This is a genomic window from Micromonospora sp. NBC_01699 (assembly GCF_036250065.1).
Classification (GTDB): domain Bacteria; phylum Actinomycetota; class Actinomycetes; order Mycobacteriales; family Micromonosporaceae; genus Micromonospora_G.
The window spans coordinates 2,855,106-2,877,938 of the sequence record NZ_CP109199.1 but is presented as its reverse complement, the minus strand read 5'-3'; the positions used below and the strand labels follow the sequence as shown (position 1 = coordinate 2,877,938).

Sequence of the window (22,833 nt, the reverse complement as noted above, 5' to 3'; positions counted from 1 at the left end):
GCTGGTGGAGACGAAACTGTTGGCGGCGGCGCGTTCGGGTGACCCGGACGCCTTCGGGCAACTGGTCGATCCGTACCGGAACGAGTTGCAGACGCACTGTTACCGGATGCTCGGGTCGGTGCACGACGCCGAGGACGTGATGCAGGAATCGCTGGTACGCGCCTGGCAGGCCCTGGGACGGTTCGACGACCGTGGCCCGATCCGGCCGTGGCTGTACCGGATCGCCACCAACCGCTGCCTGACGCTGATCGAGCGCCGACGTCGCCGGGAACTGCCGACCGACCTCAGCCCCGGTGCCGTACGGCTGGCGGAGACCGTGTGGCTGGAGCCGTACCCGGACGCGAGAATCGGCTGGGCGGACCGGGGGCCGGAGGCGCGCTACGTCGCCCGCGAGGGTGTCGAGCTGGCCTTCGTCGCCGCGCTCCAGCACCTGTCGGCCGGGCAGCGGGCGGTGCTGATCCTGCGCGAGGTGCTCGGTTTCTCCGCGCGTGAGGTCGCCGACCTGCTGGACACCACGGTCGCGGCGGTCAACAGCGCCCTGCAACGGGCACGCCGGGTGCTCGACGACCGGGGACCGCGGGTCAGCCAGCAGGCGACCCTGGCCACGTTGGGCGATCCGACCGTACGGCGGCTGGCCGACCGGTACGCGGCCGCGTGGGAGAACGGCGACGTGGAGGCGATCGTGGCGATGCTGACCGACGACGCCAGGTACTCCATGCCACCGCTGGCGCAGTGGTACGACGGACCCGACCGGATCAGGGCGTTCCTGGTCGAGAAGCCGCTGACCCTGCGGTGGCGGTTCCTGCCGGCGTACGCGAACGGGCAGCTCGCGTACGGCACCTATCTGTGGGACGACGAGCGGGGCGTGTTCGTGGCGGCGGGACTGGACCTGGTCGAGTTCCGGGGTACGAGGATCGCCGGGGTCGTCTCGTTCCTCCTGCCGGAGATCTTCGGCCGGTTCGGCCTCCCCGACGAGGTGCCGAAATAGCCCGAGGAACCGGCACCTCGACGCGGAGTCCGCCGGCGGGCCTGGAACAATTGACGGATGACGATATTTGTCGATGAGAGGGGCACCGGGCACGCGCCGGCCGTGGTGCTGCTGCACGGGCTGGGTACGACCGGCTGGATGTGGCACCGGTTGGCCGCCGTACTCGGCCACGACCTGCATCTCCTGCTGCCGGACCTGCCCGGTCACGGGCGCAGCCGTGGCCGACCGTGGGTGTCGGTGGCCGACTCCGCCGACGCGGTCGCGGAGCTGATCAGGTCCCGGGTGCCGGGGGGCCGGGCACACGTCGTCGGGCTCTCCCTGGGCGGGTACGTCACCGTGCAGCTCGCCGCCGACCGGCCGGACGTGGTCGAGAGCGCCCTGGTCAGCGGGGTCAACGTGCTGCCGTCTTCCCGGCCGAGGCTGATCCGGCTGGGCAATCTGGTGATGTCGCCGTTCATGACCACCGGTCCGATGCTGCGGGCCAGCGCCAGGGCGTTCCGGGTGCCGGCCGAGGACTTCGACGAGTACGCGGCCTCGGCTCGGGCGGTGGCGCGGGGGACATTCCGACGGGTCGGGGGCGAGGCGCTGGCGTTCCGGGTGCCCGCCACCGCGGCCACGTCACCGCGCCGGCTACTCGCGGTCGCGGGCGAGCACGAGCAGGAACTCATCCTGCGATCGCTGCCGAAACTCGCGTACGCCTTTCCCGACGCGCGGGCCCGGATCGCACCCGGGGTCGGGCACGGCTGGGTGGTCGAGGCCCCGGACCTGTTCGCCGAGATGGTGCGTGCCCATGTGGCGGGCGCCGATCCACCGGCCGCGCTGCGTCCGGCGCCGACCCGGTAGACACGGACGTCGCCAGCGAGCATGCCCTGTCGCTGGCTGGTCGATCCGGGTGTGGAAGCGGCGCCCCGTTCCGTTCACCCGCTGGCCGGCAGCGGCGCCCGCTCGGCCCACGGTCGCTCGTCCCGCCGCAGCCGCCGGATGGTCAGCAGGATCAGCGTGATCGCGACGACCGTGAAGAAAATGTCGCCGATCAGCTCCTCGGTCGGTGAGACGGGTCGCCACGGGCTCAGGTGGAAGCCGTCCCATGCCTGGGTGAGCAGCGCACCGGCGGCCAACGCCAGCCGGTGTCCCCGGGACCACTGCGGACTGCGCGCCCACCGGGCGACCAGCCAGGCCGCGGTGACGAGCAGGGCGACGCTGAGCCCGACACCGAACCAGCTCTCGTGGATCCACAGCAGTCGGGACGCGACGAGGGCGATCAGCAGGACCAGGATCCGGCGCTTCGGCGCCCGAGCGGCGGGCTCGGTCGGCCGGTTCGGCACCCGGAACGCGGCCACGACGAAGATGACTGCCAGCGTCGCCGCCACGGTGAACTGGAGCGGGCTGGCGCTGAACCCCTCGGTCCGCTGGAGGTCGGCGTAGATGATGCCGCCGCCGAGGAGGTACAGGCCGGCGGTCGCCACCAGGCCCGGCGTACGCAGCCACGGGGTGGTGCTGCGGTGGGGAACCAGGGACTCGATGATGGCGATCGGTACGCCGATGCTCCAGATGGCGTGTCCGGTCACGAACAGCAGCCCGAAGTAGCCACTGATCCGCAGGCCGGGAATGTGGGCGACGCTCTGGAAGTCCTCGCCCGCGTAGTCGGGGTTGAACAGCGACTGGTCGAGCAGTCCCGCCTCGATGACACCGTAGGCGAGCCCGAGCAGCAGCATCGTCGGCCAGCCCCGACCGGTACGCCGGGCCACCTCGCGGATCAGCAGCGCGCCGCCGCCGTACATCGGCACCAGGAAGACGATCAGCGGTAGGTCACGGACGCTGTGGCTGCCCACTAGGTACTCCGCCACCCAGGGCGAGAGCAGGACGAGCCCGAGTACGGGCAGTAGGCGCCGACCGAACCGGGGTGGCCGGACCGGAGCGGCCGGCGGGGACTCCTGGGTCATACCGACGAGTCTGGATTCCCACCCGGTACGCACACTACGAACCGAAGTCTCGTACCGTCGCGACTTCGGTCTACTCGGGCCCCTCCACCCCCGGCTCGCCGGGTTCGGATCGACGGCCGCGAGCCGGGGCATCGCGATGGTCATGGATGGGGAACAATGTCGGGCGTGGAACCCCTACGCCTGGTGCTGCTCTATGTCCACCTGATCGGTTTCGCCCTGCTGCTGGGCGGTTCGATCGCGCAGTACGCGAGCGGCGTACTGCGGATCAATCCCGCGATGCTCTGGGGCGCGGGCATCCAACTGCTCTCCGGCCTGGGGCTCGCGGCACCGCTGCGCGACGGCGACGAACCGTCGCCGGCGAAGCTTCTCACCAAGCTGCTGATCGCGCTGGCGATCTTCGTGATGGTGTTCTTCTCCCGCAAGCGGGACGCCGTCAACCGGGGGCACTTCCTCGGAATCATCGTGTTGACGCTGGCCAACGCCGCAGTGGCGGTGTTCTGGCGCTGACCGCCCGCCGTGTGACCGGCAGGCTGCCGGCGATCTCCCGGATGCGGGGGGCCGAACGCAATCCGGCCGTTCTGTCCACTATGGATGATGGGTGCCCCGTGGGAATTGACCGAGCGAGGAGAATCAACATGGCAGCACCGACCAAAAGGTCGTCCGAATTCGTCATCGGCACCGCGCTCGTCGGCAGAACGGCCGCCCGCCGCCCGCGTGCCCGTACGGCCTATCCGCGCCCTATCGAGAATGACACCGCGACAACGGCGACACCCGTCGACAGCGACAACGCCGGACCTGTGACGCCCGTTACAACCTGAGCGCCCACGAAAGGGCAATGATGCACACGGAGGACGGGTAGCGCCCGTACTCCCTGGTGGCACCCCTTCTCCTTTGCGGGCCGCCGGACCGGGTGGCAATTCCGGTCAGTCGGCGAGCGGGACACCGATAGCTCGCACATCCACCACTCCAGCGCCGATCGTTCCACTGGACAGCGCCGTACGTTCATCGGGGCGTCAATTTGCCACGGTGGTCGGACGATTGCGGCCGGGCATGATGTTCGGGGCCAGTCACGACCGTACAACTGCCGAAAAGGGCGCAGTCCGTGCTGGTCGAACGCCGGACCCGGCGTAGAAGGAGGAAGTGTGCGAATCTCGGTTGCCCGAACAGTTGCGCTACTGGCGGTGTCCACCACGGCGCTCGCCATTGCCGCGTGCTCGCCCCCGGAGAAGGAAAGCGCGGGGTCGAGCAGCGACGCGGCCAAGGCCGTCAGCGTGACCGACCTGGGCGGACTCGACAAGCTCGTTGAGGAGGCCAAGAAGGAGGGGCAGCTCAACGTGATCGCGCTGCCGCCGGACTGGGCCAACTACGGCGAGATCATCAAGGCGTTCGGCACGAAGTACGGAATCAAGGTCAACTCGGCCCAGCCGGACGCCTCCAGCCAGGACGAGATCAACGCGGCGAACCAGCTCAAGGGCCAAGACACCGCTCCGGACGTGTTCGACCTCAGCGGCGCCGTGGCGTCGGCCAACACCTCGATGTTCGCCCCGTACAAGGTGGCGACCTGGGAGGACATCCCGGCCGCGCTGAAGGACGCCAACGGCACCTGGGTCAACGACTACGGCGGCTACATGTCGATCGGCTACGACAGCAGCAAGGTCCCCGCGCCGACCAGCGTCGCCGACCTGCTCAAGCCGGAGTTCAAGGGCAAGGTCGCGCTCAACGGCGACCCGACCCAGGCCGGTGCGGCGTTCAGCGGCGTGGTCATGGCGGCACTGGGCAACGGCGGCTCGGCCGACGACATCAGCAAGGGTGTCGACTTCTTCGGCCAGCTCAAGAAGGCCGGCAACTTCCTGCCGGTCGACCCGACCCCGACCACCATCGAGTCCGGCCAGACCCCGGTCGTCATCGACTGGGACTACCTGAACGTCGCCCAGGGCGCCAAGCTCCAGGGCAAGATCGACTGGAAGACCGTCGTTCCGGCCAACGCCGTCGTCGGCTCGTACTACGTACAGGCGATCAGCAAGGACGCGCCGCACCCGGCCGCCGCTCGGCTGTGGCAGGAGTTCCTCTACTCCGACGAGGGCCAGAACCTGTGGCTCGGCGGTGGCGCCCGACCGGTCCGGGCCGACGCGATGAGCAAGGCCGGCACGATCGACCAGGCCGCGTACGGCAAGCTGCCGAACACCAGCGGCGAGCCGGTGTTCCTCACCGACCCGCAGACCGCGAAGGCCAAGGAGAGCCTGGCCACGAACTGGGCGAAGGCAGTGGGCTGAGCGACGATGACCGTCGTCACACCACACCCGGACCCCGTGGCGCCCGCGCCCGGGGTCCGGCCCGCCCCGGCCGACCGGCGCCGGAGCGGCCTGCCGGGCCGTGACCTGCTCGGCGTCGTACCGTTCTTCGCGTTCGTCGTGGTGTTCCTGGCGATACCCACCCTGGTGGTGGTGATCGGCGCGTTCACCGGCGACGACGGTGGCTTCACCCTCGACAACCTGTCGGCGGTCGGCACCTCGTACATTCTCGAAGCCTTCGGGCGCAGCATCCTGCTCTCCGCCGTCACCGCGGCGATCGGCGCGGTGCTCGGCGCGCTGCTCGCGTACGCCCTGGTCACGGCGAAGCCGGACGGGGTGCTGCGGCGGGTGGTGACCTCGGCGGCCGGCGTGCTCGCCCAGTTCGGTGGGGTCACCCTGGCGTTCGCGTTCATGGCCACCATCGGGCTGAGCGGGTTCGCCACCCTGTTCCTGCGCGACCACCTCGGCATCGACATCTTCTCCCACGGGGTGTGGCTGTTCGAGCTGCCCGGCCTGCTGCTGGTCTACACCTACTTCCAGGTGCCGCTGATGGTGATCGTGTTCCTGCCGGCGCTGGACGGCATTCGTCCACAGTGGCGGGAGGCGGCGGAGAGCCTGGGCGGCTCGACCTGGCAGTACTGGCGGCTGGTGGCGATGCCACTGCTCGCCCCGCCGTTCCTCGGCGCCACGCTGCTGCTGTTCGCCAACGCCTTCTCGGCGTACGCCACCGCCGCCGCGCTGGTCAGCCAGGGCAGCCCGATCATCCCGTTGCAGATCCGTGGCGCGCTCACCAGCGAGGTCATCCTCGGCCAGCAGAACCTGGGCAAGGCCATGGCGCTGGGCATGATCGTGGTGGTCGCGCTGGTGATGTGGCTCTACGCGGTGCTACAGCGAAGGAGTTCACGATGGCTGGGGTGATCAAGCGCCGGGCCCGGCGCCAGCGGGCCTTCCGCTGGACAATCGTCACGCTGCTCGGCACCTTCTTCCTGCTGCCGCTGCTGGCGATGCTGGAATTCACCACCCGTGGCCCGAACGGCACGATCACGCTGGACACCTGGAAGCTACTGGTCGACTGGGGCCAACTCGGCGAGACCTACCCGGACCTGTTGACCGGTGTCACCAACTCGTTCGGTCTGGTGCTGCTCACCGTCGCGCTCACCCTGCTGCTGCTGGTCCCGACCGTCGTCTGGGTCCGGCTACGGCTGCCCCGGCTGCGTCGACTGGTGGAGTTCCTCTGCCTGCTGCCGCTGACCATCCCGGCGATCGTGCTGGTGGTCGGGCTCGCCCCGGTGTACGCGTGGGTCACGTACTTCCTCGGCGGCTCCGCGCTCACGCTCACCTTCGCGTACACGATCCTGGTGCTGCCGTACGCGTACCGGTCGATCGACGCGGGGCTCTCCGCGATCGACGTGCGTACGCTCGCGGAGGCGTCCCGGAGTCTTGGCGCGAGCTGGGCGACGGTGATCTGGCGGGTGGTCCTGCCGAACATCCGCTCGGCGGTGCTCTCGGCCGCGTTCCTCACCGTCGCGCTCGTGCTGGGCGAGTTCACCATCGCCTCCCTGCTCAACCGCAGCAATCTCCAGGTCGCCATCAACCTGCTCGGCAAGAGCAGCGCCACGATGTCGGTCGCGGTCTCGTTGACGGCGCTGGTGCTCGCATTCGTCCTACTGATGCTCTTGTCCCTCGTCGGCGGCGGCCGACGCCGGACCTCCCCGAAGGAGACACGGTGACCGGTAACACCAGCGTCGCCGCCACGCCCGGCGCCCGCGACGGCGCCCGTCAGGGCGTCACGGTACGACTCGTTTCGCTGCACCGCCGGTTCGGCAACACCTCCGCGCTGGACGGACTCGACCTCGAACTCGCCCCCGGTGAGATGGTCGCCCTGCTCGGCCCGTCCGGCTGCGGCAAGACCACGGCGTTGCGGGTGCTCGCCGGCCTGGAGGAGGCCGACTCGGGCCGGGTCCTGGTCGACGGGGAGGACATCACGGATCGGCCGGTCAACCGGCGCGACATGGGGATGGTCTTCCAGGCGTACAGCCTGTTCCCGCACCTGACCGCGCGGGAGAACGTGGAGTTCGGGCTCCGGCTGCGCGGCCGCCCCGCCGCCGTACGGCGCGAGCGGGCCGGCGACATGCTCGACCTGGTCGGCATCGGCGGCCACGCCGACAAGTACCCGCACCAGCTCTCCGGTGGCCAGCAACAGCGGGTGGCCCTCGCCCGCGCGCTCGCCATCCAGCCCCGGGTGCTGCTGCTCGACGAGCCGCTCTCGGCACTGGACGCGAAGGTACGGGTCCAGTTGCGCGACGAGATCCGCCGGATCCAGATCGAGGTCGGCACCACCACCCTGTTCGTCACCCACGACCAGGAGGAGGCGCTGGCGGTGGCCGACCGGGTGGGTGTGATGCGCGGCGGCCGGTTGGAGCAGTTGGGCGCACCGGCGGAGATCTACCTGCGTCCGGCGAGCGCGTTCGTGGCCGATTTCGTCGGGCTCAGCAACCGGCTGCCCGGCCGGGTCAACGGCGACACGGTGGAGGTCTTCGGAGCCACGCTGCCGCTGGTGGAGCCGGCCGACGCACCGTCGGACCCGACCACGCCGGTGACCGCGCTGGTCCGTCCGGAGGCGGTCGACGTGGTCGCCGACCCGGACGGCGACGGACGGGTCCTCGCCGCCAGCTTCCTCGGCCCGATCAGCCGAGTAACCATCGCAATGCCCAACGAGACCCTCGTGGTCGCACAAATCCCCAGCACCCGCCTCCCCACCCTCCCCCCGGGCACCCCCGTCCGCATCAATTTCCACCCCTCCCCCGTCACCCTCGCCCCCTGAGCCCGGCACTCAGGTAGCGAGGGAGTGGCCGTCAGTTGAGGGGGGTGGGCCTGTCGTGGGAGCGGGTGGGGCGGAGCATCGCCGGGTGGAGGAGGGAGGCGGTGCCGCGTTCGTAGAGGATCGCGGGGCGGCCGGTGGGGGGAAAGCGGCGTTCCTCGGTGGCCTTCACGAAGTCCTTGACGCCGGTGACCTTGCGGTGGAAGTTGCGCGGGTCGAGCCGTACGCCCCAGACCGCCTCGTAGACCGCGCGCAGGTCGCTGATCGTGAACAGGTCCTGGCAGAACGCCGTGGCCAGGGGCGAATACTCCAGCTTGTCGCGGGCCCGTTCGATGGCGTCGCGCAGCAACACGTCATGGTCGAAGGCGAGCCAGCCCCGGCCGAGTCGATCGTTGTCGACCGGTTCCCAGTGGGCGGTCGCGGCGTCCGTACCGGCGACCGGTATCGGCAGGTCCGGCGCGATCGCCAGGTACGCCACCGAGGCGATCCGCCCGCGCGGGTCCCGATCCGGGTGACCGTAGGTGCGCACCTGCTCCAGGTGGAGCTTGCCACCGTCGATCCCGGTCTCCTCGGCCAGCTCGCGTACTGCCGTGTCGCGCAGGTCCTCCCCGGCCCGGACGAATCCGCCCGGTAACGCCGGTCGGCCCTCGAACGGCTCCTTGCCCCGCTCGATCAACAGGACGTGCAACCGGTCCTGACGGATGGTCAGGATGACCAGGTCGATGGCGATCCGAAACGGACTCGGTGGGCGGGAGGACACAGTGCGAGGGTAACCATAGAACCGCTCCGGACCCATCATCCGGTGCCCGGACGGCGGGTAGGACGGGCCCCGGTTCGCGCGCAGCGTACCCGTGCGCCTGGCGGACCGGCCCGGTCCGGCGGCGGCGGTCATGCCCGGCCGGCGTCGGTCCCGCGCCGCCCACCGCCGATCGGGGCCGGCTGCCCGTTGGCCCAGATCAGGTCGAACTCGCTGGCGAAGTGGCGGTACCAGATCGGGTCCCGGCCGGCGTCGAGATTGATCACCGCCTCCGGACCGGCCGGTTGGTGGGAGTAGATGTCGACCGAGATCCGGCCGTGCGACGTCGCCGGATCCACCAGGGTCAGGCCGAAGGCCGGGACGAACCGGAGGAATCGCACCTCCAGCCGGCCGCTGACCCCCGGGCCGGCGGCCAGGTGGTGCAGCAGGTCGATCGTCGGCTGCAACCGGTGTTCGAACACCAGCGCGTCGTCCGGCACCGCGTTGCGGCGGGCCGCCTCGCGCGGTCCAGGACCGTCCGGGTCGAGGATGGCGACCCGGACCGACGCCCCGGCCGCCAGTCGACGTTCCAGGTCGTGCAGGTGGCTGCGGATGGTCCGGCTCAGGGTGACGCCGACCAGTCGGATGTCCTGCGCCTCATCGATCCGCAACACGGTTCCCGGCCCGGCGGCCGTGATCAGACGGTCGACGGATTCGGTCAGGCCCGCCTTGCCCAGCGACCTGGGCAGGTCCCGGATCGCCGAGTCGATCCGGCGCAGCCGTCGGCGCCCGGTGAACAGGTCGAAGACGATCAGCCCGAGGATCGACAGGGTGGCGGCGGAGACCGCCGCCGGGTTCGCCACGTCGAGGAGGCTGAGCAGGCCGACGGCCAACGCCAGGCTCGCGGTGAGGTACGCCTCCAACTCCCGGCCGGCCAGTCGGCCCCACCAGGGCTGCCGTACGGGTGTGCGCCACTTCTCCCGACCCGGCCGGTGGCCGCCGGCCCGCGTCACTGCCCGGCCTCGGTCAACCAGAGGTACGGCAGCAGCCGTTCCATCACCGCGGCGGCGTGCCGAGCGGCGAGATCGTGGTGCTCGTGTCCCTTGTGCCGGTCGGCGAGGTCGGAGATGCCCCGGATGGTAAGCCAGCCGCGCAGCGTCTGGTCGACGTCGACCTCCTCGTAGAACGCCTGGGCCACCCCACCCGCCTCGGTCTCCACCGCGAGCGTCCGCTCGTTGAACCGCTCCAGGTAGGCCCGGATGTCCGAGTCGGCGTCGGTGATCACCGCGTCGCCGGAGCCGATCGGACCACGGTGGACCCGGAAGTGAGTTTCCGGGTCGAGTTGGACGATCCCCCGCTGCCGTACGAAGAACTCGTTGAGCCGGCGCAGCAGCACCGGGGCGATCTGATGGGCCTGTCCCCGGCGCTGGGCGCCGGTTGGCGTCTCCCGGCGGGCGTCGTAGTAGATCACCTCCTCGGAGATGACCACGTCGCCGATGTCCAGCGTCGACCGGATCCCGCCGGCGACGCCGACCAGCAGCACTATCGGTGGCCGGTAAAGCCCGCGCAGGTCCCGGTAGGCGACCGCGGCTGACTGCGGGCCACGGCCCAGCGTCTGCATGGCGACCGTACGGAGGCTGCCGCCGTCGGTGCGTACCGACGCCTCGTGGACCTGGGCCCCGCCGAACATCTGGTACGAGCGGTGGTCCCGCATCCGTTCCAGCACCTCGACCACGGCCACCATCTCCGCCTCCAGCACGGTGAGGATGCCGATGTCGGCCCGCCGGTCCCCGTCGGGGTCCCGGCCGGCACCGGCAGCGGCCCGACGGGTCGGCGGTTCGGCCGGGTGGTAGATCCGCTGGGATCCGATCGCGGAGCCACCGACGGTGATGCTGCCCGACCCGCTGTTGTACGCCCCGACGTTGCGTGGCCCGCCGTCGTCCATGTGGCCTTCCATCAGACGCCGGAGCCGGTGGGTGCGCCGGAGCCGGTGGGTGCGGGTGCCGGTGCCCCCTGCTGGAACTGGCTGCCGATCGCGTCACCGTAGACGTTGACGCTGCCGCTGCCGGTGACCACCGCACCGGCGCTGAGCAGGGTCATCACCCGCTGCCGGTACTCACTCGTGTCCACGCCCCGGCCCTCAAGGAAGTCGAGGATGGCGGCCAGCACCCGGCGCTCGATGACCCGCTGATACTTCTCGATGTCCTGGGTCTGGGTGTGGTTGCGGGTGTCCAGTGCGGTGCCGAGTTCCCGGACGCTGAACCTCGCGCCATAGTCGTAGCCGATCGTCACCTGGTCCGGTCCGGTCGGGCCGTCGGTGCGGGCGAACGAGGCGACGACGCTGTCGTACCCGGCGCGGAGCAGGTTCAGCGGGGCGACGCCGATGATCTGCGGGCATTCGGTGAGGCTGCGCACGATCCCCCTGAGGTACGCCGTCGGACCGGTGCCGTCCACCTGGTCGATGATTCGGTACCGCTCGTCGCACGGGGGCAGCGCCATCGAGGTCAGCTCGGTGTAGAGCGACCTGCCCTGGACGGCGAAGTGCACGTACACGGTGGTGACCAGTTCGCCGCGCCAGGAGACCACCTGGCACACCAGGTAGTGCCGGGCCGGTGCGGTCGGGTGCCGGACGACCTGGTCGACCTGCTCCGCCGACATGTGCGGGACCAGCCGGCTGGTCTCGGTCCCGGCGAGGAACACCCGGTCGGTGATGGTCAGCCCCGGCAGTTGCTGCTCCGGGCTGGTCGCGGCGGTCAGGCCCCCGAGGTGGTCGCGGACGTGCTTGATGATGTCCTCGGCGACGAACGGCGGCTCACGGAACTCCCGTTCGGCCTCCGGCCGGGCCAGACCGAGCGGGTCGGTGCGGCGGACCAGCCGCTGGGCGAAGCCCCAGGACTTCAGGACGCGGCCGGAGCCGACGAAGGGCCAGTAACCGGAGTAGACGACGACGTTGCCGCCGTCCTGCCGGCGGATCTCGTCGAATCGCGGATTCGGTTCGGTGACGGCGGACGGCTGCCCCGGCGCGAGCCTGTCGAGTTGCCGCTGCCGCCACACGCTCATCGCTACCGGTATCGCAAACAGTACGGAGATCAGGAAGGAGGCGCCCTGTTGCGCGCTGGCGGTGATCGCCGATGCCGTTGCCGTGTCCCGACCGGTTGCGAGCAGGCCGAAGAGAAGGGGCAGGGAGGCCAACGACACCAGGATCGCGCTGACCACGAGCTGGAAGAACAGGCGCAGAAGTCGGACGAGGACAGCCAGGCCATTGAACGGCTGATCGCCCTGCATCTCCCGGCCGGTCGCGCGCAGCACCCGCAGGGTCGAGACGGTCAGGTGGATTCCGATCAGCGTGCAGAGCGTGACCGTCGCAACGAACGGTGCGGCACACAGGGCGACGATCAGCAGGCCGACGATGGCCGCGTCGCGGATGTTCGCCATCCTCGTCGCCCGCAGGCAGTGCCCGAGCACCGTGATGACGTCGTAGCCGTAGGACGGGGCGACCAGCCGCTTCGTCTGGTGGTAGACCTGGTTCAGGCTGTCCCGGCGGAACCGGTCGTCGAGATACGCCCCGGCGCTGAGGTGCCGGGTGGCGCTGGAGACCGTGTGGACGGGTGCCGGCCCGGCGGAGTAGATGGGGCGGTGCGGGCGCGGCGGTGGAGGCTCGGGTGAGGGTGGCCGGATCTCGTGGGAACCGGTTGCCTGGTGCGGGAGTTGCGGATTTGTCATGACGTCCATCCATCGACTGTCGAGGGTGCGGAGGAAGTTGCCGGGAGCTGCGTCGTGAGCTGGCTTTGCGCTGTGTTGTCGGACGACCGGCACGGGCCTTCGGCGGATCGGACCCGAGGTGTTCTCGTCAATATGACGCTAAGTCGAAAGTAGAGGCCGACCCAAGTTCGTGTCAAGTGGACGATTAGGGGTCTGTCGGCGACGACGACCGCGACCGGGCCCGCGATGCCCGACAACCCGACCACCGATGCTCATCGGCGCCGGCCACCGGCCTGCGGCACGCGGTCCACAGCGGACGGAGCCGGAACGGTCAGATCATCGACACAACCATGTGGATCGATCGTTGACGGCAGGCTCGGGGCGTGGTCTGATCGCGGTCGCGAAGATCTCTCGCATTCTGCTCATCGGCAGGGAGGACACCCCATGTCCATGTTCCGTCGTACCGCGCTCGTGGTCGCCCTCGTCGCGACCCTGAGCTCGGTCGATGCGCTGTCGGCCACCACCACGGCCCGATCCGGCGCGGCAGCCAAACCGGTCGCGGAGATCGCGGCCCTACCGACCGCCGCGGTGGCGCTCGGCGACAGTTTCATCAGCGGCGAGGGCGCCGGGGCGTACACCCCGGTCGTCGACGTCAACGGCGTGGCCCAGGGCTTCCCGGGCTGGTCGGCGCCGAACAACAACGCCTTCTTCTGTCACCGGTCCGCCAACGCCTCGCTCAACCAGGCGAGCCTGCCCGGCATTCAGGCCCGGTTCAACCTCGCCTGCTCCGGCGGCCAGCCGCACGACATCGCCACCGCCTCGATCAACCGGCCCAGCGGCCGGACCGTCGCCGCCCAGCTCGACCAGCTCCGCGCGGTCGCGTCGACCCACGACGTCGACCTGGTGCTGATCGGCCTCGGCTCGAACAACAGCTCGTTCACCTTCGGCGACGTCGCGTCGAAGTGCGCCAACCGGTTCGTGGCCGACGCCTGGACCGGCTGGTGGGAGTTCTGGGCGTACCTCGGCGGCCCGGTCGAGCAGGCCCCGTGCAGCTCCGGCGACCTGGCCACCCCGGCCCAGGTCAGTGCCGCGACCGCCGAGACGACCATCGCCGTACGGCAGCTGCTCACCACCCTCGACCAGGTGGACGCCGACGGGCAGCACCGGATCGTCTTCCAGGACTACACCAACCCGCTGCCGTTCGATCTGGAGTCCAGGTTCCACGAGGAGGACGGCCGCGACGACAGCCGGGACAAGTTCCGTGACCTCGGCGCGGAGCGGTACGCGGCCGGCTGCCCGATCCACCGGGCCAGCCTCGCCGCCGGTCACCTCTTCTCCGGCAACCTCGGCACCCTGGTCCAGTCGGTGGCGAACACCATGCGGTCCGAGTTCCCGGCCGACGACCTGGTGTATCTGAACGTGCAGCGGGCCTTCGACGGCGCCCGGCTGTGCGAGGCGGCGACCAGCCCGACCGGGACCCTCGCCACCCCGATCCGGCTCCAGGACGGCCCGACCGGCACCTTCCTGACCAGCCTCTCCGGCTACGACAAGATCGCCATCCAGCGCATCGCCAACAGCTGTGTGTCGTACTTCCAGACGTGCCAGGAAAGTTGGCACCCGAACGCCGCCGGACACGTGGTGCTCGGGCAGTGTCTGACCGGGGCGGCGGCCACGGTCAATCGCACGGTGTCCTGCGTACGGTCCGGCACGGGGGCGATCACCGTCTCCTGAGCCGGTTCCGGCTCGCACGCGACGGCATCCGGCCGCCGCCTCCCGTCCACGGGCGGGTGGCGGCGGCCGGTGCCGTACGGCCGATCAGGTCAGGCGGGTGCGCCGGACTCGGCTCGGATCAGCTCCACGGGTTGGCGGGCTGGTCGTTGATGTGGGTCCAGAACCGGGTGTTGGCCGCCGGGGTGCCGTTGGCCCAGAAGCTCCAACCGCTGCGGGCCCGGAACCGGCCGATGGTGTAGATGCCGTCGTGGAACTCCGCCATCCGCCAGCCGGCGCCGAAGTTCGCGACGCAGATCGCGTCCGCCGCGCCGAGGCTGGTCAGTTGCGAGCCGAGCACCGGGGCGGTGATCCGTACGCTGCCGCTGGACCAGCCGGCGTACTGGTCGGTGACGATCCCGGCCGGCAGCGGGGCGCCGGTGACCGACAGGCAGAGCAGCGGCAGCGCGGCACTGGCCGGCGTGTCGCCCTGGTAGGCGTTGGTCAGCGCGTCGGCGCCGACCCGGACCACGTTGTCCGCGCGCTGTTCCAGGACCCGCCAGGTCATGCCGGCGTGGCTGGCTGCCACGGCCCCGGTGTACAGCAGCAGGTTCGGCGAGCCGGTGCCGACGTTCGACAGCACGTTGGGGGTGGCCCGGCCGAGGATCCACGAGGTCACCGTGGCCGGGGTGGCGGTGGGGTGGGTGCTCAGGTAGAGCGCGGCGGCACCGGCCACGTGCGGGCTGGCCATCGAGGTGCCGCTGATCGTGTTGATGGCGCTGTCGGCGAAGGACCAGGTCGAGGTGATGGCGGTGCCGGGGGCGAACAGGTCGAGGCAGCCGCCCCAGTTGGAGTACGTGGTGTCCCGGCTGTCGGCGCTGGTGCTGGCGCCGACCGTGATCGCCGTCGGGGTACGGGCCGGGGAGAGCGCGCAGGCGTCGCCGTTGTTGTTGCCGGCGGCGACCACGTACGTGACGCCGGAGTTGATCGAGTTGGTGACCGCGTCGTCGATCGGCTGGTACGCCCCGCCGCCGAGGCTCATGTTCGCCACCGAGGGTCCGGAGTGGTTGAAGGTGACCCAGTCGATGCCGGCGATGACGGAGGCCGCCGTACCGCTGCCGAAGCAGTCGAGCACCCGGACCGGGACCAGGCGCACCGCCTTCGCCACCCCGTACGTGGTGGAGCCGATGGTGCCGGCCACGTGGGTGCCGTGACCGTTGCAGTCGTTGACGCCGTTGCCGTCGGAAACGGCGGTGTAGCCGGGGAAGACCCGCCCGCCGAACTCGGCGTGGGTGGAGCGGATGCCGGTGTCGATGACGTACGCGGTGACGCCGGTGCCGGTCTGGTCGTAGTTGTAGGTGTTGTCCAGCGGCAGGTTCCGCTGGTCGACGCGGTCGATGCCCCAGGTGGCGGGGGTCTGCGCGACGTCGATCCCGACCCGCTGGTTCGGGGCCAGGTAGGCCACCGCCGGGTCGTCGCGCAGGGCGGCGACCTGGGCCGGGGTGAGCCGGGCGGAGAAGCCGTTGAGGGCGGCGGCATACCGGTGCTCGATGCTGACGCCCAGCGCGGCCGCGCGGGAGACCGCGGCGCCGGCCCGCGCGGCGTCGGCGGTGCCGGGCTTCCCGGCGAGCACCACGACGTAGCTGCCGGGGATGGTGTCACCGGTCGCGGCGACCAGTGGCGCCGGGCCGGCGACACGGCCGGGGGCGGCGCCGGCGACGCCGGGTGCGGCCAGGCCGCCGGCCGCGAGCGCGATGGACAGGGCGACGGACGCGCCGGCACGCCACCGGCGCCGGTCCGGTCGTCGTTCGGTTCCGGCCGGTCCGGTGCCGGAGCCGGGTTGCTGACTGTCGGACATGGACGGTTCCTCCTCGGTGGCCTACCCACCGCCCCGGCAAGGTCCCCACCAGTGCTTTTCCGGGTCGCCAAGAAAGCGATGGTCATCAATTGACGGCCACACTTTTTCATCGATCCGGTCGCGGGTCACCACATTGGACAGTCCAACCCATCGATCTATCACCATCAATGCCAAGCGACAATTGCCGACAGCCGGGCCACGGCGACGGTCAGCCGACCCGCGACCCCCGCCCGGCCACCACGCGCAACGCCCGCGCCCGGTGCGCCGCGTCGGCGACCAGCCGCCGCAGCGACCCCGGATCCACCCCCGGTCCGGCCACGACCGCCGGCAACAGTCCGTCGGGGTCCGGCTCCGGCAAATCCGGCGGTACGGGCGGCAGCTCGGCCACCGGCCGCCCGAACACCCCCGCCGCCGGTACGCCGACCAGCCCCGTCCCCCGTTCCGGGGCCGGTGGTTGCCGGCGCAAATCACCGAGCAGCTCGGCCGCTCCCCGACCGCGCAGGAGCAGCAGCACGAACGGATCGGCGTCGATCAGCCACGCCGACTGGTAGGACAGTGCCGCCGCGTGCCGGCAGGGAAACTCCCAGTCCGGGCAGGAGCAGTGCGGTTGCAGGTCACCCAGACCGGGCAGCAGCCGTACGTCGACATCCTGGGCCGCGTCGACCAGCTCGTGCGGCACGTCCCCGTCGAGCAGTGCGGCGAGGTGACCCGCCTTCGCCGTGATCGCACCGAGCAGCCGCTCCCACTGCCGGTCGGTGAGCCGTTCCACCTCCACCACGGTCCGGTACGTCGCGCCCGCGTCGTCGTACACGGTGGCGGCGAGCCGCCCCGGACTGACCGTGATCGAACCGACGTGCCCCCCGTACGCGTACCGCCGGCCCTTGCGAAGCTGGATGCTGTCCAGCGCGGTCTCCTCCATCGCGGTCAGCCAGGCCCGCCCCCACCACGATCGGGCGAAGCGCGGGATCCGGCGCAGCCCCTTCGGAAACGCCGGAAATCCCAGCACCTCACCGCCGCCGCCGCTGCTGCCGCCGCTGCCGTTGGTCATGTTGTCTCCCGCAGGGTCACCAGTTCGGCGAGTTCGTCGTCGGTCAGCTCGGTGAGCGCCGCCGCGCCGCCGGAGAGCACCGCGTCGGCCAGTCCGCGCTTGTCGGCGATGGTCCGGGCGATCAGGTCCTCCACCGTGCCCTCCGCGATCAGCCGGTGCACCTGCACCGGCCGGGTCTGCCCGATCCGGTACGCCCGGTCGGTGGCCTGGTCCTCCACGGCCGGGTTCCACCAGCGGTCGTAGTGGATCACGTGATCGGCGCGGGTCAGGTTGAGTCCCGTGCCGGCGGCCTTCAACGAGAGCAGGAAAACCGGCACCTCGCCGGCCTGGAACCGCGCCACCAGCTCCTCCCGCCGGTCCACCGGGGTACCGCCGTGCAGCAGCCGGGTGCCGATCCCGCGCCCGGTGAGATGCCGTTCGAGCAGCCGGGCCATGGCCACGTACTGGGTGAAGACCAGGGCCGCTCCCCCACCGGCGAGGATCGTGTCGAGCAGTTCGTCGAGCAGTTCGAGCTTGCCGGACCGGCCACGCAGCCTCGGCTGCTCCTCGCCCAGGTACTGCGCCGGATGGTTGCAGATCTGCTTCAGCGCGGTCAGCAGCGCCAGCACCAGGCCGCGCCGGGCCATCCCGGTGCTGTTCCTGATCTCGTCGAGGGTCTCCCGGACCACCGCCTCGTAGAGGCCCGCCTGCTCCGGCGTCAGCGTCACCGGCCGGTCCGTCTCGGTTTTGGCCGGCAACTCCGGGGCGATGCCCGGATCCGTCTTGCGCCGCCGCAGCAGGAACGGGCCGACCAGCCCGGCCAGCCGGTCCAGGTCCACCGCGCCGTCCGGTCGCACCCACCGCTCCCGGAACGCCGACAGCGGTCCGAGCAGCCCCGGCGTGGTCCAGTCGAGGATCGCCCACAACTCGGTCAGGTTGTTCTCCACCGGCGTGCCGCTGAGCGCCACCCTCGCCCCGGTGTCGATGGTGCGCAGTGCCTTCGCCGTGTCCGACGCCGGGTTCTTGACGTGCTGGGCCTCGTCGGCGACGACCATCCCCCAGCGCCGACCGGCCAGCCGCCGGGCATCCAGCCGCATCGTCCCGTACGTGGTGAGGGTGAAGCCGTCGGCCGGGTCGAGATCCCGGCCGGTGCCGTGGAAACGGCGTACGGCCACGCCGGGGGCGAACCGGCGGATCTCCCGTTCCCAGTTGCCGAGCAGCGAGGCCGGGCAGACGACCAGGGTCGGGCCGGCGGTCTCCGGGTCCCGCTGGCGGTGCAGGTGCAGGGCGATCAGCGTGACGGTCTTGCCGAGTCCCATGTCGTCGGCGAGGCAGGCGCCGAGGCCGAGCGAGGTCATCCGGGTCAGCCAGCGCAGCCCCCGGAGCTGGTAGTCGCGCAGCGTCGCGGTCAGCCCCGCCGGCGCGGGCAGCGGTTCGGTGCCGCCGTCGGCGTCGGCGATCCGCCGCCGCAGCTCGTCCAGCCAGCCGGTCGCGCCGACCGGCACCGCCCGCCCGTCGACGTCGACCGTGCCGGTCAGCGCGGCGCCGAGGGCGGCGACCGGGCTCAGCGGCGGCAGAACCCGGTGCCGGGCCCGGCGTACGGTCTCCGGGTCGACCAGGATCCACCGTCCGCGCAGCCGGGCCACCGGTCGGTGCGCCTCGGCGAGCCGGTCCATCTCGGCCGCGCTGAGCGGGATCCCGCCGAGCGCCACCTGCCAGTTGAAGTCCAGCAGCCGGCCCTCGCCGAACAGTCCGGCGGTGCCGGCCGGCAGGTCCCGACCGCCGCCGAGCAGGGCGGTGGTGTGCAGTTCGCCGGCCAGTTCCCGGGGCCAGTGCACGGTCACCCCGGCCGCCGCCAGCCGTGCGGCGGCACCGCCGAGCAGGTCGGTGACCTCGTCGTCGTCGAGCACCAGCATGTCCGGCACCGGATCGTCGAGCAGACGGCTCAGGGGCGGGAACACCCGCCCGGCCCGGCGTACGGCCAGACTGATGTCGGTGCGGACGTTCTCCGGCCAACCCGGTGTCCGGCCCGGCGCCCAGAGCGTACGGGCGTCGGCCAGGCTGGCGGCGTCGTTGCGGTCGGCGACCTGGAGCACCGCCCGCAGCGGCCCGGTGCCGACGTCGTCCGGGTCCGCCTCGATCCGCAGCGACAGCCGCAGCCCGGTGTCCACCGTGGCCACCTCGCCGGCCCAGTCGCGCAGCTCATCGGCCGGCTGTGGCGCGTCGGCGGCGTAGGCACCGGTGGTGTCGGGGCGCCGGGGCAGGGTGTCGGCGACCGCGTCGAGGAACGCCCGCACCAGCGGCACCGCGTCGGGCAGCCGGGGCGGGTCCTGCTCGGGCAGCGGGATCGCCCGCGCGGTGGCCGGCATCGCCGCCCCGAGCGCCGCGACCCGCTCCAGGTCGGACTCGTCGAACGGCCCGACCCGCCAGGCGTCGAACCCGGCCGGGGAGATACCCGGCAGCAGCCGTCCCCGGCCGACCAGGTGCAGGGCCTCGTCGGCGGCGGCACCCCAGAACACCGCCGCCGGATGGGCGTTGCCACCAGCGTCGCGCCGGGCCCGTACGAGCAGCGCCAGAGCGTCGCGTACGGGCAGCCGACGGGCCTCGACGGTGCGTACGGCGACCCCGTTCGGGTCGACCGGGTCCGGGGTGAGCACGGTGAGCTTGCCCGGCTCGCCCAGCGGCTCCGGTATCCCCTCGGCGGTCCAGAAGGCCACCGTGCCGGCGCGCGGCGGATCGGCCGGCTCGAACAGGACGGCACACCGGGCGAACGCCACCGTCGGCTCGTCCCCGGTGGAACCGGTCCCCGCAGGTACGCCGCGCCCCGCCTCGGCCATGTTCCCGCTCACGCGCTCAGCCTGCGGTAACGGCGTACGGCGAGGGGGAAGAAGACCACTATCAGCAGGGTGGGCCAGAGCACCGACATCAGCAGGGCGTGCTGGGCGATCCAGGAGTCGCCGCCCCAGCCGGGGTTGCCGAACAGCTCGCGGGTGGCGGCGACGGTCGAGGAGAGCGGGTTCCACTCGGCGATCACGCCGAGCCAGCCCGGCATGGTCTCCGGCGCCGCGAAGGTGTTGGACAGGAATCCCAGCGGCCAGACCAGGATCTGTACGGCGACCAGCGCCTCCGGGCCTTTGGCCAGCAGGCCGAGCCAGATGCCGACCCAGAGCAGCGCGAAGCGCAGCAGCAGGAGCAGTCCGATCGCGGCGGCGGCGCGTACCGGTCCGTGGTGCCAGGACCAGCCGACGGCGAGCCCGCAGCCGATCATCAGGGCCAGGCCGACGAGCGAGTTGAGCAGGTCGGCGGTGCCTCGGCCGACGACAACCGCCGACGGTGCCATCGGCATCGAGCGGAACCGGTCGGTGACGCCCCTGGCCGCGTCGGTGGCGACCGCCGCGAACGTCGTCTCCAGCCCGAAGACCATGGTCAGGGCGAACATGCCGGGCAGCAGGAACTCCCGGTAGTCGCCGCCGCCCGGCACCGTCATGCCGCCGCCGAGCAGATAGCCGAACATCAGCACGGTCAGCACCGGGAAGAGCAGCGCGATGACGATCTGCCACGGCTGGCGGGCCCAGTGGGACAGGTCGCGGTGGGTGATCGTCCAGCCGTCGGCGACGGCCCAGCGCAGCCGGCCGAACAGTGACCGGGGCGGGGGCGGGGCGAGGGTCGTCACGCGGTCACCTTCTCGTCGGTCGAAGCGGTGGCGCTGGTGGTGGGGTGTCCGGTCAGGTGCAGGAAGACCTCGTCGAGGGTGGGTCGGCGCAGCGCGATGTCCTCGGCGTCGATCCCGGCGCCGTCGAGCCCCCGGACGACGGCGGTGAGCGCGGTGACCCGGTCGGCGACCGGCGCACTGACCCGTCGGGTGTCGGGGTCGACCTCGGCCTCGGCGCCGGCGATCGCGGCGACCACCGAGGCGGCCACCGGCAGTTGGTCGCGGTCGCGCAGCACGACGTCGATCCGGTCCCCGCCGAGCCGCGACTTGAGCTGGTCGGCGCTGCCCTCGGCGATGGTCCGGCCGTGGTCGACCACCGAGATCCGGTCGGCGAGCTGGTCGGCCTCGTCCAGGTACTGGGTGGTGAGCAGGACCGTGGTGCCGCCCGCCACGAGACCCCGGACGGCGTCCCAGACCTCGGCCCGGCTGCGCGGGTCCAGCCCGGTGGTCGGTTCGTCGAGGAAGAGCACGGTCGGGGCGAGAATCAGGCTGGCGGCGAGGTCGAGACGTCGGCGCATGCCGCCGGAGTAGCGGCCGACCGGCTTGTCACCGGTGTCGGCGAGACCGAAGCGGGCGAGCAGTTCGTCGGCCCGACGCCGGGCGGTCGCGCCGGGCAGGTGGTAGAGCCGGCCGAACATGACCAGGTTCTGCCGGCCGCTGAGGATCTCGTCCACGGCGGCGTGCTGGCCGACCAGCCCGATCCGGGTGCGCACGGCGACCGGGTCGCGTTCGACGTCGTGGCCGGCGACCACGGCCCGGCCGGCGTCGGGTCGCAGCAGCGTGGTGAGGATGCGTACGGCGGTGGTCTTGCCGGCGCCGTTGGGCCCGAGCAGCCCGTGCACGGTGCCGGGGTCCACCCGCAGGTCGAGTCCGTCCAGCGCGGGGCGCCCACCGTAGCGCTTGACCAGACCCTCGACCTGTACGGCTGCCGCTGTCACTGTCATCCGGACCCCTTAAGATCGTACGGTGTACGAAACAGACCGTACACCGTACGGTTGGCGGGTGCCAACCCGAATCGCGGACGTCCTGGGAGCGGCGATGACCACCGAGTACACCGGCGGCGGGGACCCGGCCCGCAGCATGGCCCTGCTCTGGCGGGGACCGGAGAAGCCGGCCCCCCGGTCCGGGCTGACCGTCGACCGGATCGTCGACACGGCGATCGAACTGGCCGACGCCGAGGGACTGGCGGCGCTGTCCATGCGCCGGCTCGCCGAACGGCTCGGCGTCGGGGTGATGTCGCTCTACACGTACGTGCCGGGCAAGGCCGAGCTGGTCGACGTCATGCTCGACGCGGTGCTCGGCCGGATGGACCGGCCCGACCGGGGTGACCTGGACTGGCGGACCCGACTCGAACACATCGCCCGGGAGAACCTGACCACCTACCAGCGGCACCCGTGGATGCTGGAGGTGGCCGTACAGCGCCCCCCGATGGGCCCCCACCTGATCGCCAAGTACGACTACGAACTACGGGCACTGTCCGACATCGGGCTGACCGAGGTGGAGATGGACTCGGTGCTCACCCTGCTGCTCGGCTACGTCGCCGGGGCGGCCCGTGGCGCGGTGGAGGCGGCCCTGGTCGAACGCCGGACCGGGATGACCGACGAACAGTGGTGGACCGCCCAGGCACCGCTGCTGGAGCAGGTCCTCGACCCGGACCGCTACCCGGTGGCGAGCGCGGTCGGCAGCGCGGCCGGCGAGGTGAACCAGGGCACGTACGAGCCGACCCGGGCGTTCGAGTTCGGCCTGCAACGGGTCCTCGACGGGATCGAGGTGTTCGTCCGGCGTACGGACCTCTCCGCCGACCGGGGCGGACCGGCGCGGTGAGCCGTGACTACCGGCCGATGGTGTCGAGTTCCGCGATCACGTCGGCCGACAGTTCCAGCTCGGCCGCGGCCAGGGCGTTGAACTGCTGCCCGAGGGGTTCGTCCGAGGTGCCCTCGGCCGAGCCCATCCGCAGGTTGACCACGTCGAGCACGTCCAGATCGAGGTGCCGAAGGTTCTCCCGTACCTGGGCTCGGCCGGGTACGGGTACAGCCCTTCCCGGATGA

General features: G+C 71.5%; 20 protein-coding genes. 9 read left to right on the top strand and 11 right to left on the bottom strand.

The features are described from left to right. The first annotated feature begins 4 nt into the window (after positions 1-4). Both OG792_RS12925 and OG792_RS12920 read left to right on the top strand, forming a co-directional pair. Entirely contained in the window at positions 5-988 is a 984-nt protein-coding gene (locus tag OG792_RS12925) for a sigma-70 family RNA polymerase sigma factor (protein WP_329109690.1), read from the top strand. 57 nt (positions 989-1,045) lie between these two features. Then, positions 1,046-1,831, top strand: coding sequence for an alpha/beta fold hydrolase (locus OG792_RS12920; RefSeq protein WP_329109688.1), 786 nt, complete (start codon positions 1,046-1,048; stop codon positions 1,829-1,831). Between the two features lie 74 nt (positions 1,832-1,905). On the opposite strand, the gene OG792_RS12915 is transcribed toward OG792_RS12920, so the two are convergent. Then, the gene (locus OG792_RS12915; RefSeq protein ID WP_329109687.1) at positions 1,906-2,931 is read right to left on the bottom strand and encodes a hypothetical protein; all 1,026 of its coding nucleotides are present in this window, start codon (positions 2,929-2,931) and stop codon (positions 1,906-1,908) included. A gap of 165 nt (positions 2,932-3,096) precedes the next feature. On the opposite strand from OG792_RS12915, the gene OG792_RS12910 reads away from it, so the two are divergent. The 5 genes from OG792_RS12910 to OG792_RS12890 all read left to right on the top strand — a co-directional run bounded on the left by OG792_RS12910 (position 3,097) and on the right by OG792_RS12890 (position 8,046). Next, a complete protein-coding gene (locus OG792_RS12910) occupies positions 3,097-3,438 on the top strand; it encodes a hypothetical protein (RefSeq protein WP_329109686.1) in 342 nt (113 codons plus the stop codon). A gap of 635 nt (positions 3,439-4,073) precedes the next feature. After that, positions 4,074-5,204: an ABC transporter substrate-binding protein gene (locus OG792_RS12905; RefSeq protein ID WP_329109685.1), complete on the top strand. Its 1,131-nt coding sequence runs from the start codon at positions 4,074-4,076 to the stop codon at positions 5,202-5,204. A 6-nt stretch (positions 5,205-5,210) separates the two neighbouring features. Continuing rightward, positions 5,211-6,140, top strand: a complete 930-nt coding sequence (locus OG792_RS12900) for an ABC transporter permease (protein WP_329109684.1) — start codon at positions 5,211-5,213, stop codon at positions 6,138-6,140. Then, complete coding sequence (locus OG792_RS12895) at positions 6,128-6,952, top strand: ABC transporter permease (protein WP_329109683.1); 825 nt, start codon at positions 6,128-6,130, stop codon at positions 6,950-6,952. The genes OG792_RS12900 and OG792_RS12895 overlap by 13 nt, the downstream gene beginning before the upstream one ends. Then, positions 6,949-8,046, top strand: a complete 1,098-nt coding sequence (locus OG792_RS12890; RefSeq protein WP_329109681.1) for an ABC transporter ATP-binding protein — start codon at positions 6,949-6,951, stop codon at positions 8,044-8,046. The genes OG792_RS12895 and OG792_RS12890 overlap by 4 nt, the downstream gene beginning before the upstream one ends. Before the next feature lie 31 nt (positions 8,047-8,077). On the opposite strand, the gene OG792_RS12885 is transcribed toward OG792_RS12890, so the two are convergent. The 4 genes from OG792_RS12885 to OG792_RS12870 form a co-directional block, all read right to left on the bottom strand. Then, positions 8,078-8,803 carry an NUDIX hydrolase gene (locus OG792_RS12885; RefSeq protein ID WP_329109679.1) on the bottom strand — a complete coding sequence of 242 codons (726 nt, stop codon included), beginning with the start codon at positions 8,801-8,803 and terminating at the stop codon, positions 8,078-8,080. Between the two features lie 128 nt (positions 8,804-8,931). Continuing rightward, positions 8,932-9,792 carry a hypothetical protein gene (locus OG792_RS12880; RefSeq protein WP_329109678.1) on the bottom strand — a complete coding sequence of 287 codons (861 nt, stop codon included), beginning with the start codon at positions 9,790-9,792 and terminating at the stop codon, positions 8,932-8,934. Beyond that, positions 9,789-10,724, bottom strand: coding sequence for a 5'-methylthioadenosine/S-adenosylhomocysteine nucleosidase family protein (locus OG792_RS12875; RefSeq protein WP_329109677.1), 936 nt, complete (start codon positions 10,722-10,724; stop codon positions 9,789-9,791). The genes OG792_RS12880 and OG792_RS12875 overlap by 4 nt, the downstream gene beginning before the upstream one ends. Before the next feature lie 11 nt (positions 10,725-10,735). Beyond that, positions 10,736-12,511 carry a hypothetical protein gene (locus OG792_RS12870; protein WP_329109676.1) on the bottom strand — a complete coding sequence of 592 codons (1,776 nt, stop codon included), beginning with the start codon at positions 12,509-12,511 and terminating at the stop codon, positions 10,736-10,738. 414 nt (positions 12,512-12,925) lie between these two features. Here OG792_RS12870 and OG792_RS12865 point away from each other — a divergent pair, with 414 nt between their 5' ends. Then, the gene (locus tag OG792_RS12865; RefSeq protein ID WP_329109675.1) at positions 12,926-14,212 is read left to right on the top strand and encodes a hypothetical protein; all 1,287 of its coding nucleotides are present in this window, start codon (positions 12,926-12,928) and stop codon (positions 14,210-14,212) included. A 118-nt stretch (positions 14,213-14,330) separates the two neighbouring features. Here the strand turns inward: OG792_RS12865 and OG792_RS12860 are convergent, their stop codons facing one another. The 5 genes from OG792_RS12860 to OG792_RS12840 form a co-directional block, all read right to left on the bottom strand. Beyond that, positions 14,331-16,046 carry a S8 family peptidase gene (locus OG792_RS12860; protein ID WP_329109674.1) on the bottom strand — a complete coding sequence of 572 codons (1,716 nt, stop codon included), beginning with the start codon at positions 16,044-16,046 and terminating at the stop codon, positions 14,331-14,333. A 208-nt stretch (positions 16,047-16,254) separates the two neighbouring features. Then, positions 16,255-17,094: an SWIM zinc finger family protein gene (locus OG792_RS12855; protein WP_329109673.1), complete on the bottom strand. Its 840-nt coding sequence runs from the start codon at positions 17,092-17,094 to the stop codon at positions 16,255-16,257. Continuing rightward, on the bottom strand, positions 17,091-19,922 hold the full coding sequence (locus OG792_RS12850; protein ID WP_329109672.1) for a DEAD/DEAH box helicase: 2,832 nt from the start codon (positions 19,920-19,922) through the stop codon (positions 17,091-17,093). The genes OG792_RS12855 and OG792_RS12850 overlap by 4 nt, the downstream gene beginning before the upstream one ends. Beyond that, on the bottom strand, positions 19,919-20,746 hold the full coding sequence (locus OG792_RS12845) for an ABC transporter permease (protein WP_329109671.1): 828 nt from the start codon (positions 20,744-20,746) through the stop codon (positions 19,919-19,921). Before OG792_RS12845 ends, OG792_RS12850 begins: the two co-directional genes overlap by 4 nt. Then, complete coding sequence (locus OG792_RS12840; protein ID WP_329109669.1) at positions 20,743-21,729, bottom strand: ATP-binding cassette domain-containing protein; 987 nt, start codon at positions 21,727-21,729, stop codon at positions 20,743-20,745. The genes OG792_RS12845 and OG792_RS12840 overlap by 4 nt, the downstream gene beginning before the upstream one ends. 94 nt (positions 21,730-21,823) lie before the next feature. On the opposite strand from OG792_RS12840, the gene OG792_RS12835 reads away from it, so the two are divergent. Beyond that, entirely contained in the window at positions 21,824-22,609 is a 786-nt protein-coding gene (locus OG792_RS12835; protein WP_329111240.1) for a TetR/AcrR family transcriptional regulator, read from the top strand. A gap of 7 nt (positions 22,610-22,616) precedes the next feature. Here the strand turns inward: OG792_RS12835 and OG792_RS12830 are convergent, their stop codons facing one another. After that, positions 22,617-22,760 carry a hypothetical protein gene (locus OG792_RS12830; RefSeq protein ID WP_329109667.1) on the bottom strand — a complete coding sequence of 48 codons (144 nt, stop codon included), beginning with the start codon at positions 22,758-22,760 and terminating at the stop codon, positions 22,617-22,619. Positions 22,761-22,833: the final 73 nt, after the last annotated feature.

Excerpts from the sequence above, each read along its gene's own strand:
- OG792_RS12860 (WP_329109674.1), bottom strand. The coding sequence starts at position 16,046 with ATGTCCGACAGTCAGCAACCCGGCTCCGGCACCGGACCGGCCGGAACC.
- OG792_RS12840 (WP_329109669.1), bottom strand. The coding sequence starts at position 21,729 with ATGACAGTGACAGCGGCAGCCGTACAGGTCGAGGGTCTGGTCAAGCGC.
- OG792_RS12865 (WP_329109675.1), top strand. The coding sequence starts at position 12,926 with ATGTCCATGTTCCGTCGTACCGCGCTCGTGGTCGCCCTCGTCGCGACC.
- OG792_RS12915 (WP_329109687.1), bottom strand. The coding sequence starts at position 2,931 with ATGACCCAGGAGTCCCCGCCGGCCGCTCCGGTCCGGCCACCCCGGTTC.
- OG792_RS12900 (WP_329109684.1), top strand. The coding sequence starts at position 5,211 with ATGACCGTCGTCACACCACACCCGGACCCCGTGGCGCCCGCGCCCGGG.
- OG792_RS12855 (WP_329109673.1), bottom strand. The coding sequence starts at position 17,094 with ATGACCAACGGCAGCGGCGGCAGCAGCGGCGGCGGCGGTGAGGTGCTG.
- OG792_RS12920 (WP_329109688.1), top strand. The coding sequence starts at position 1,046 with ATGACGATATTTGTCGATGAGAGGGGCACCGGGCACGCGCCGGCCGTG.
- OG792_RS12875 (WP_329109677.1), bottom strand. The coding sequence starts at position 10,724 with ATGGACGACGGCGGGCCACGCAACGTCGGGGCGTACAACAGCGGGTCG.
- OG792_RS12835 (WP_329111240.1), top strand. The coding sequence starts at position 21,824 with ATGACCACCGAGTACACCGGCGGCGGGGACCCGGCCCGCAGCATGGCC.
- OG792_RS12895 (WP_329109683.1), top strand. The coding sequence starts at position 6,128 with ATGGCTGGGGTGATCAAGCGCCGGGCCCGGCGCCAGCGGGCCTTCCGC.
- OG792_RS12870 (WP_329109676.1), bottom strand. The coding sequence starts at position 12,511 with ATGGACGTCATGACAAATCCGCAACTCCCGCACCAGGCAACCGGTTCC.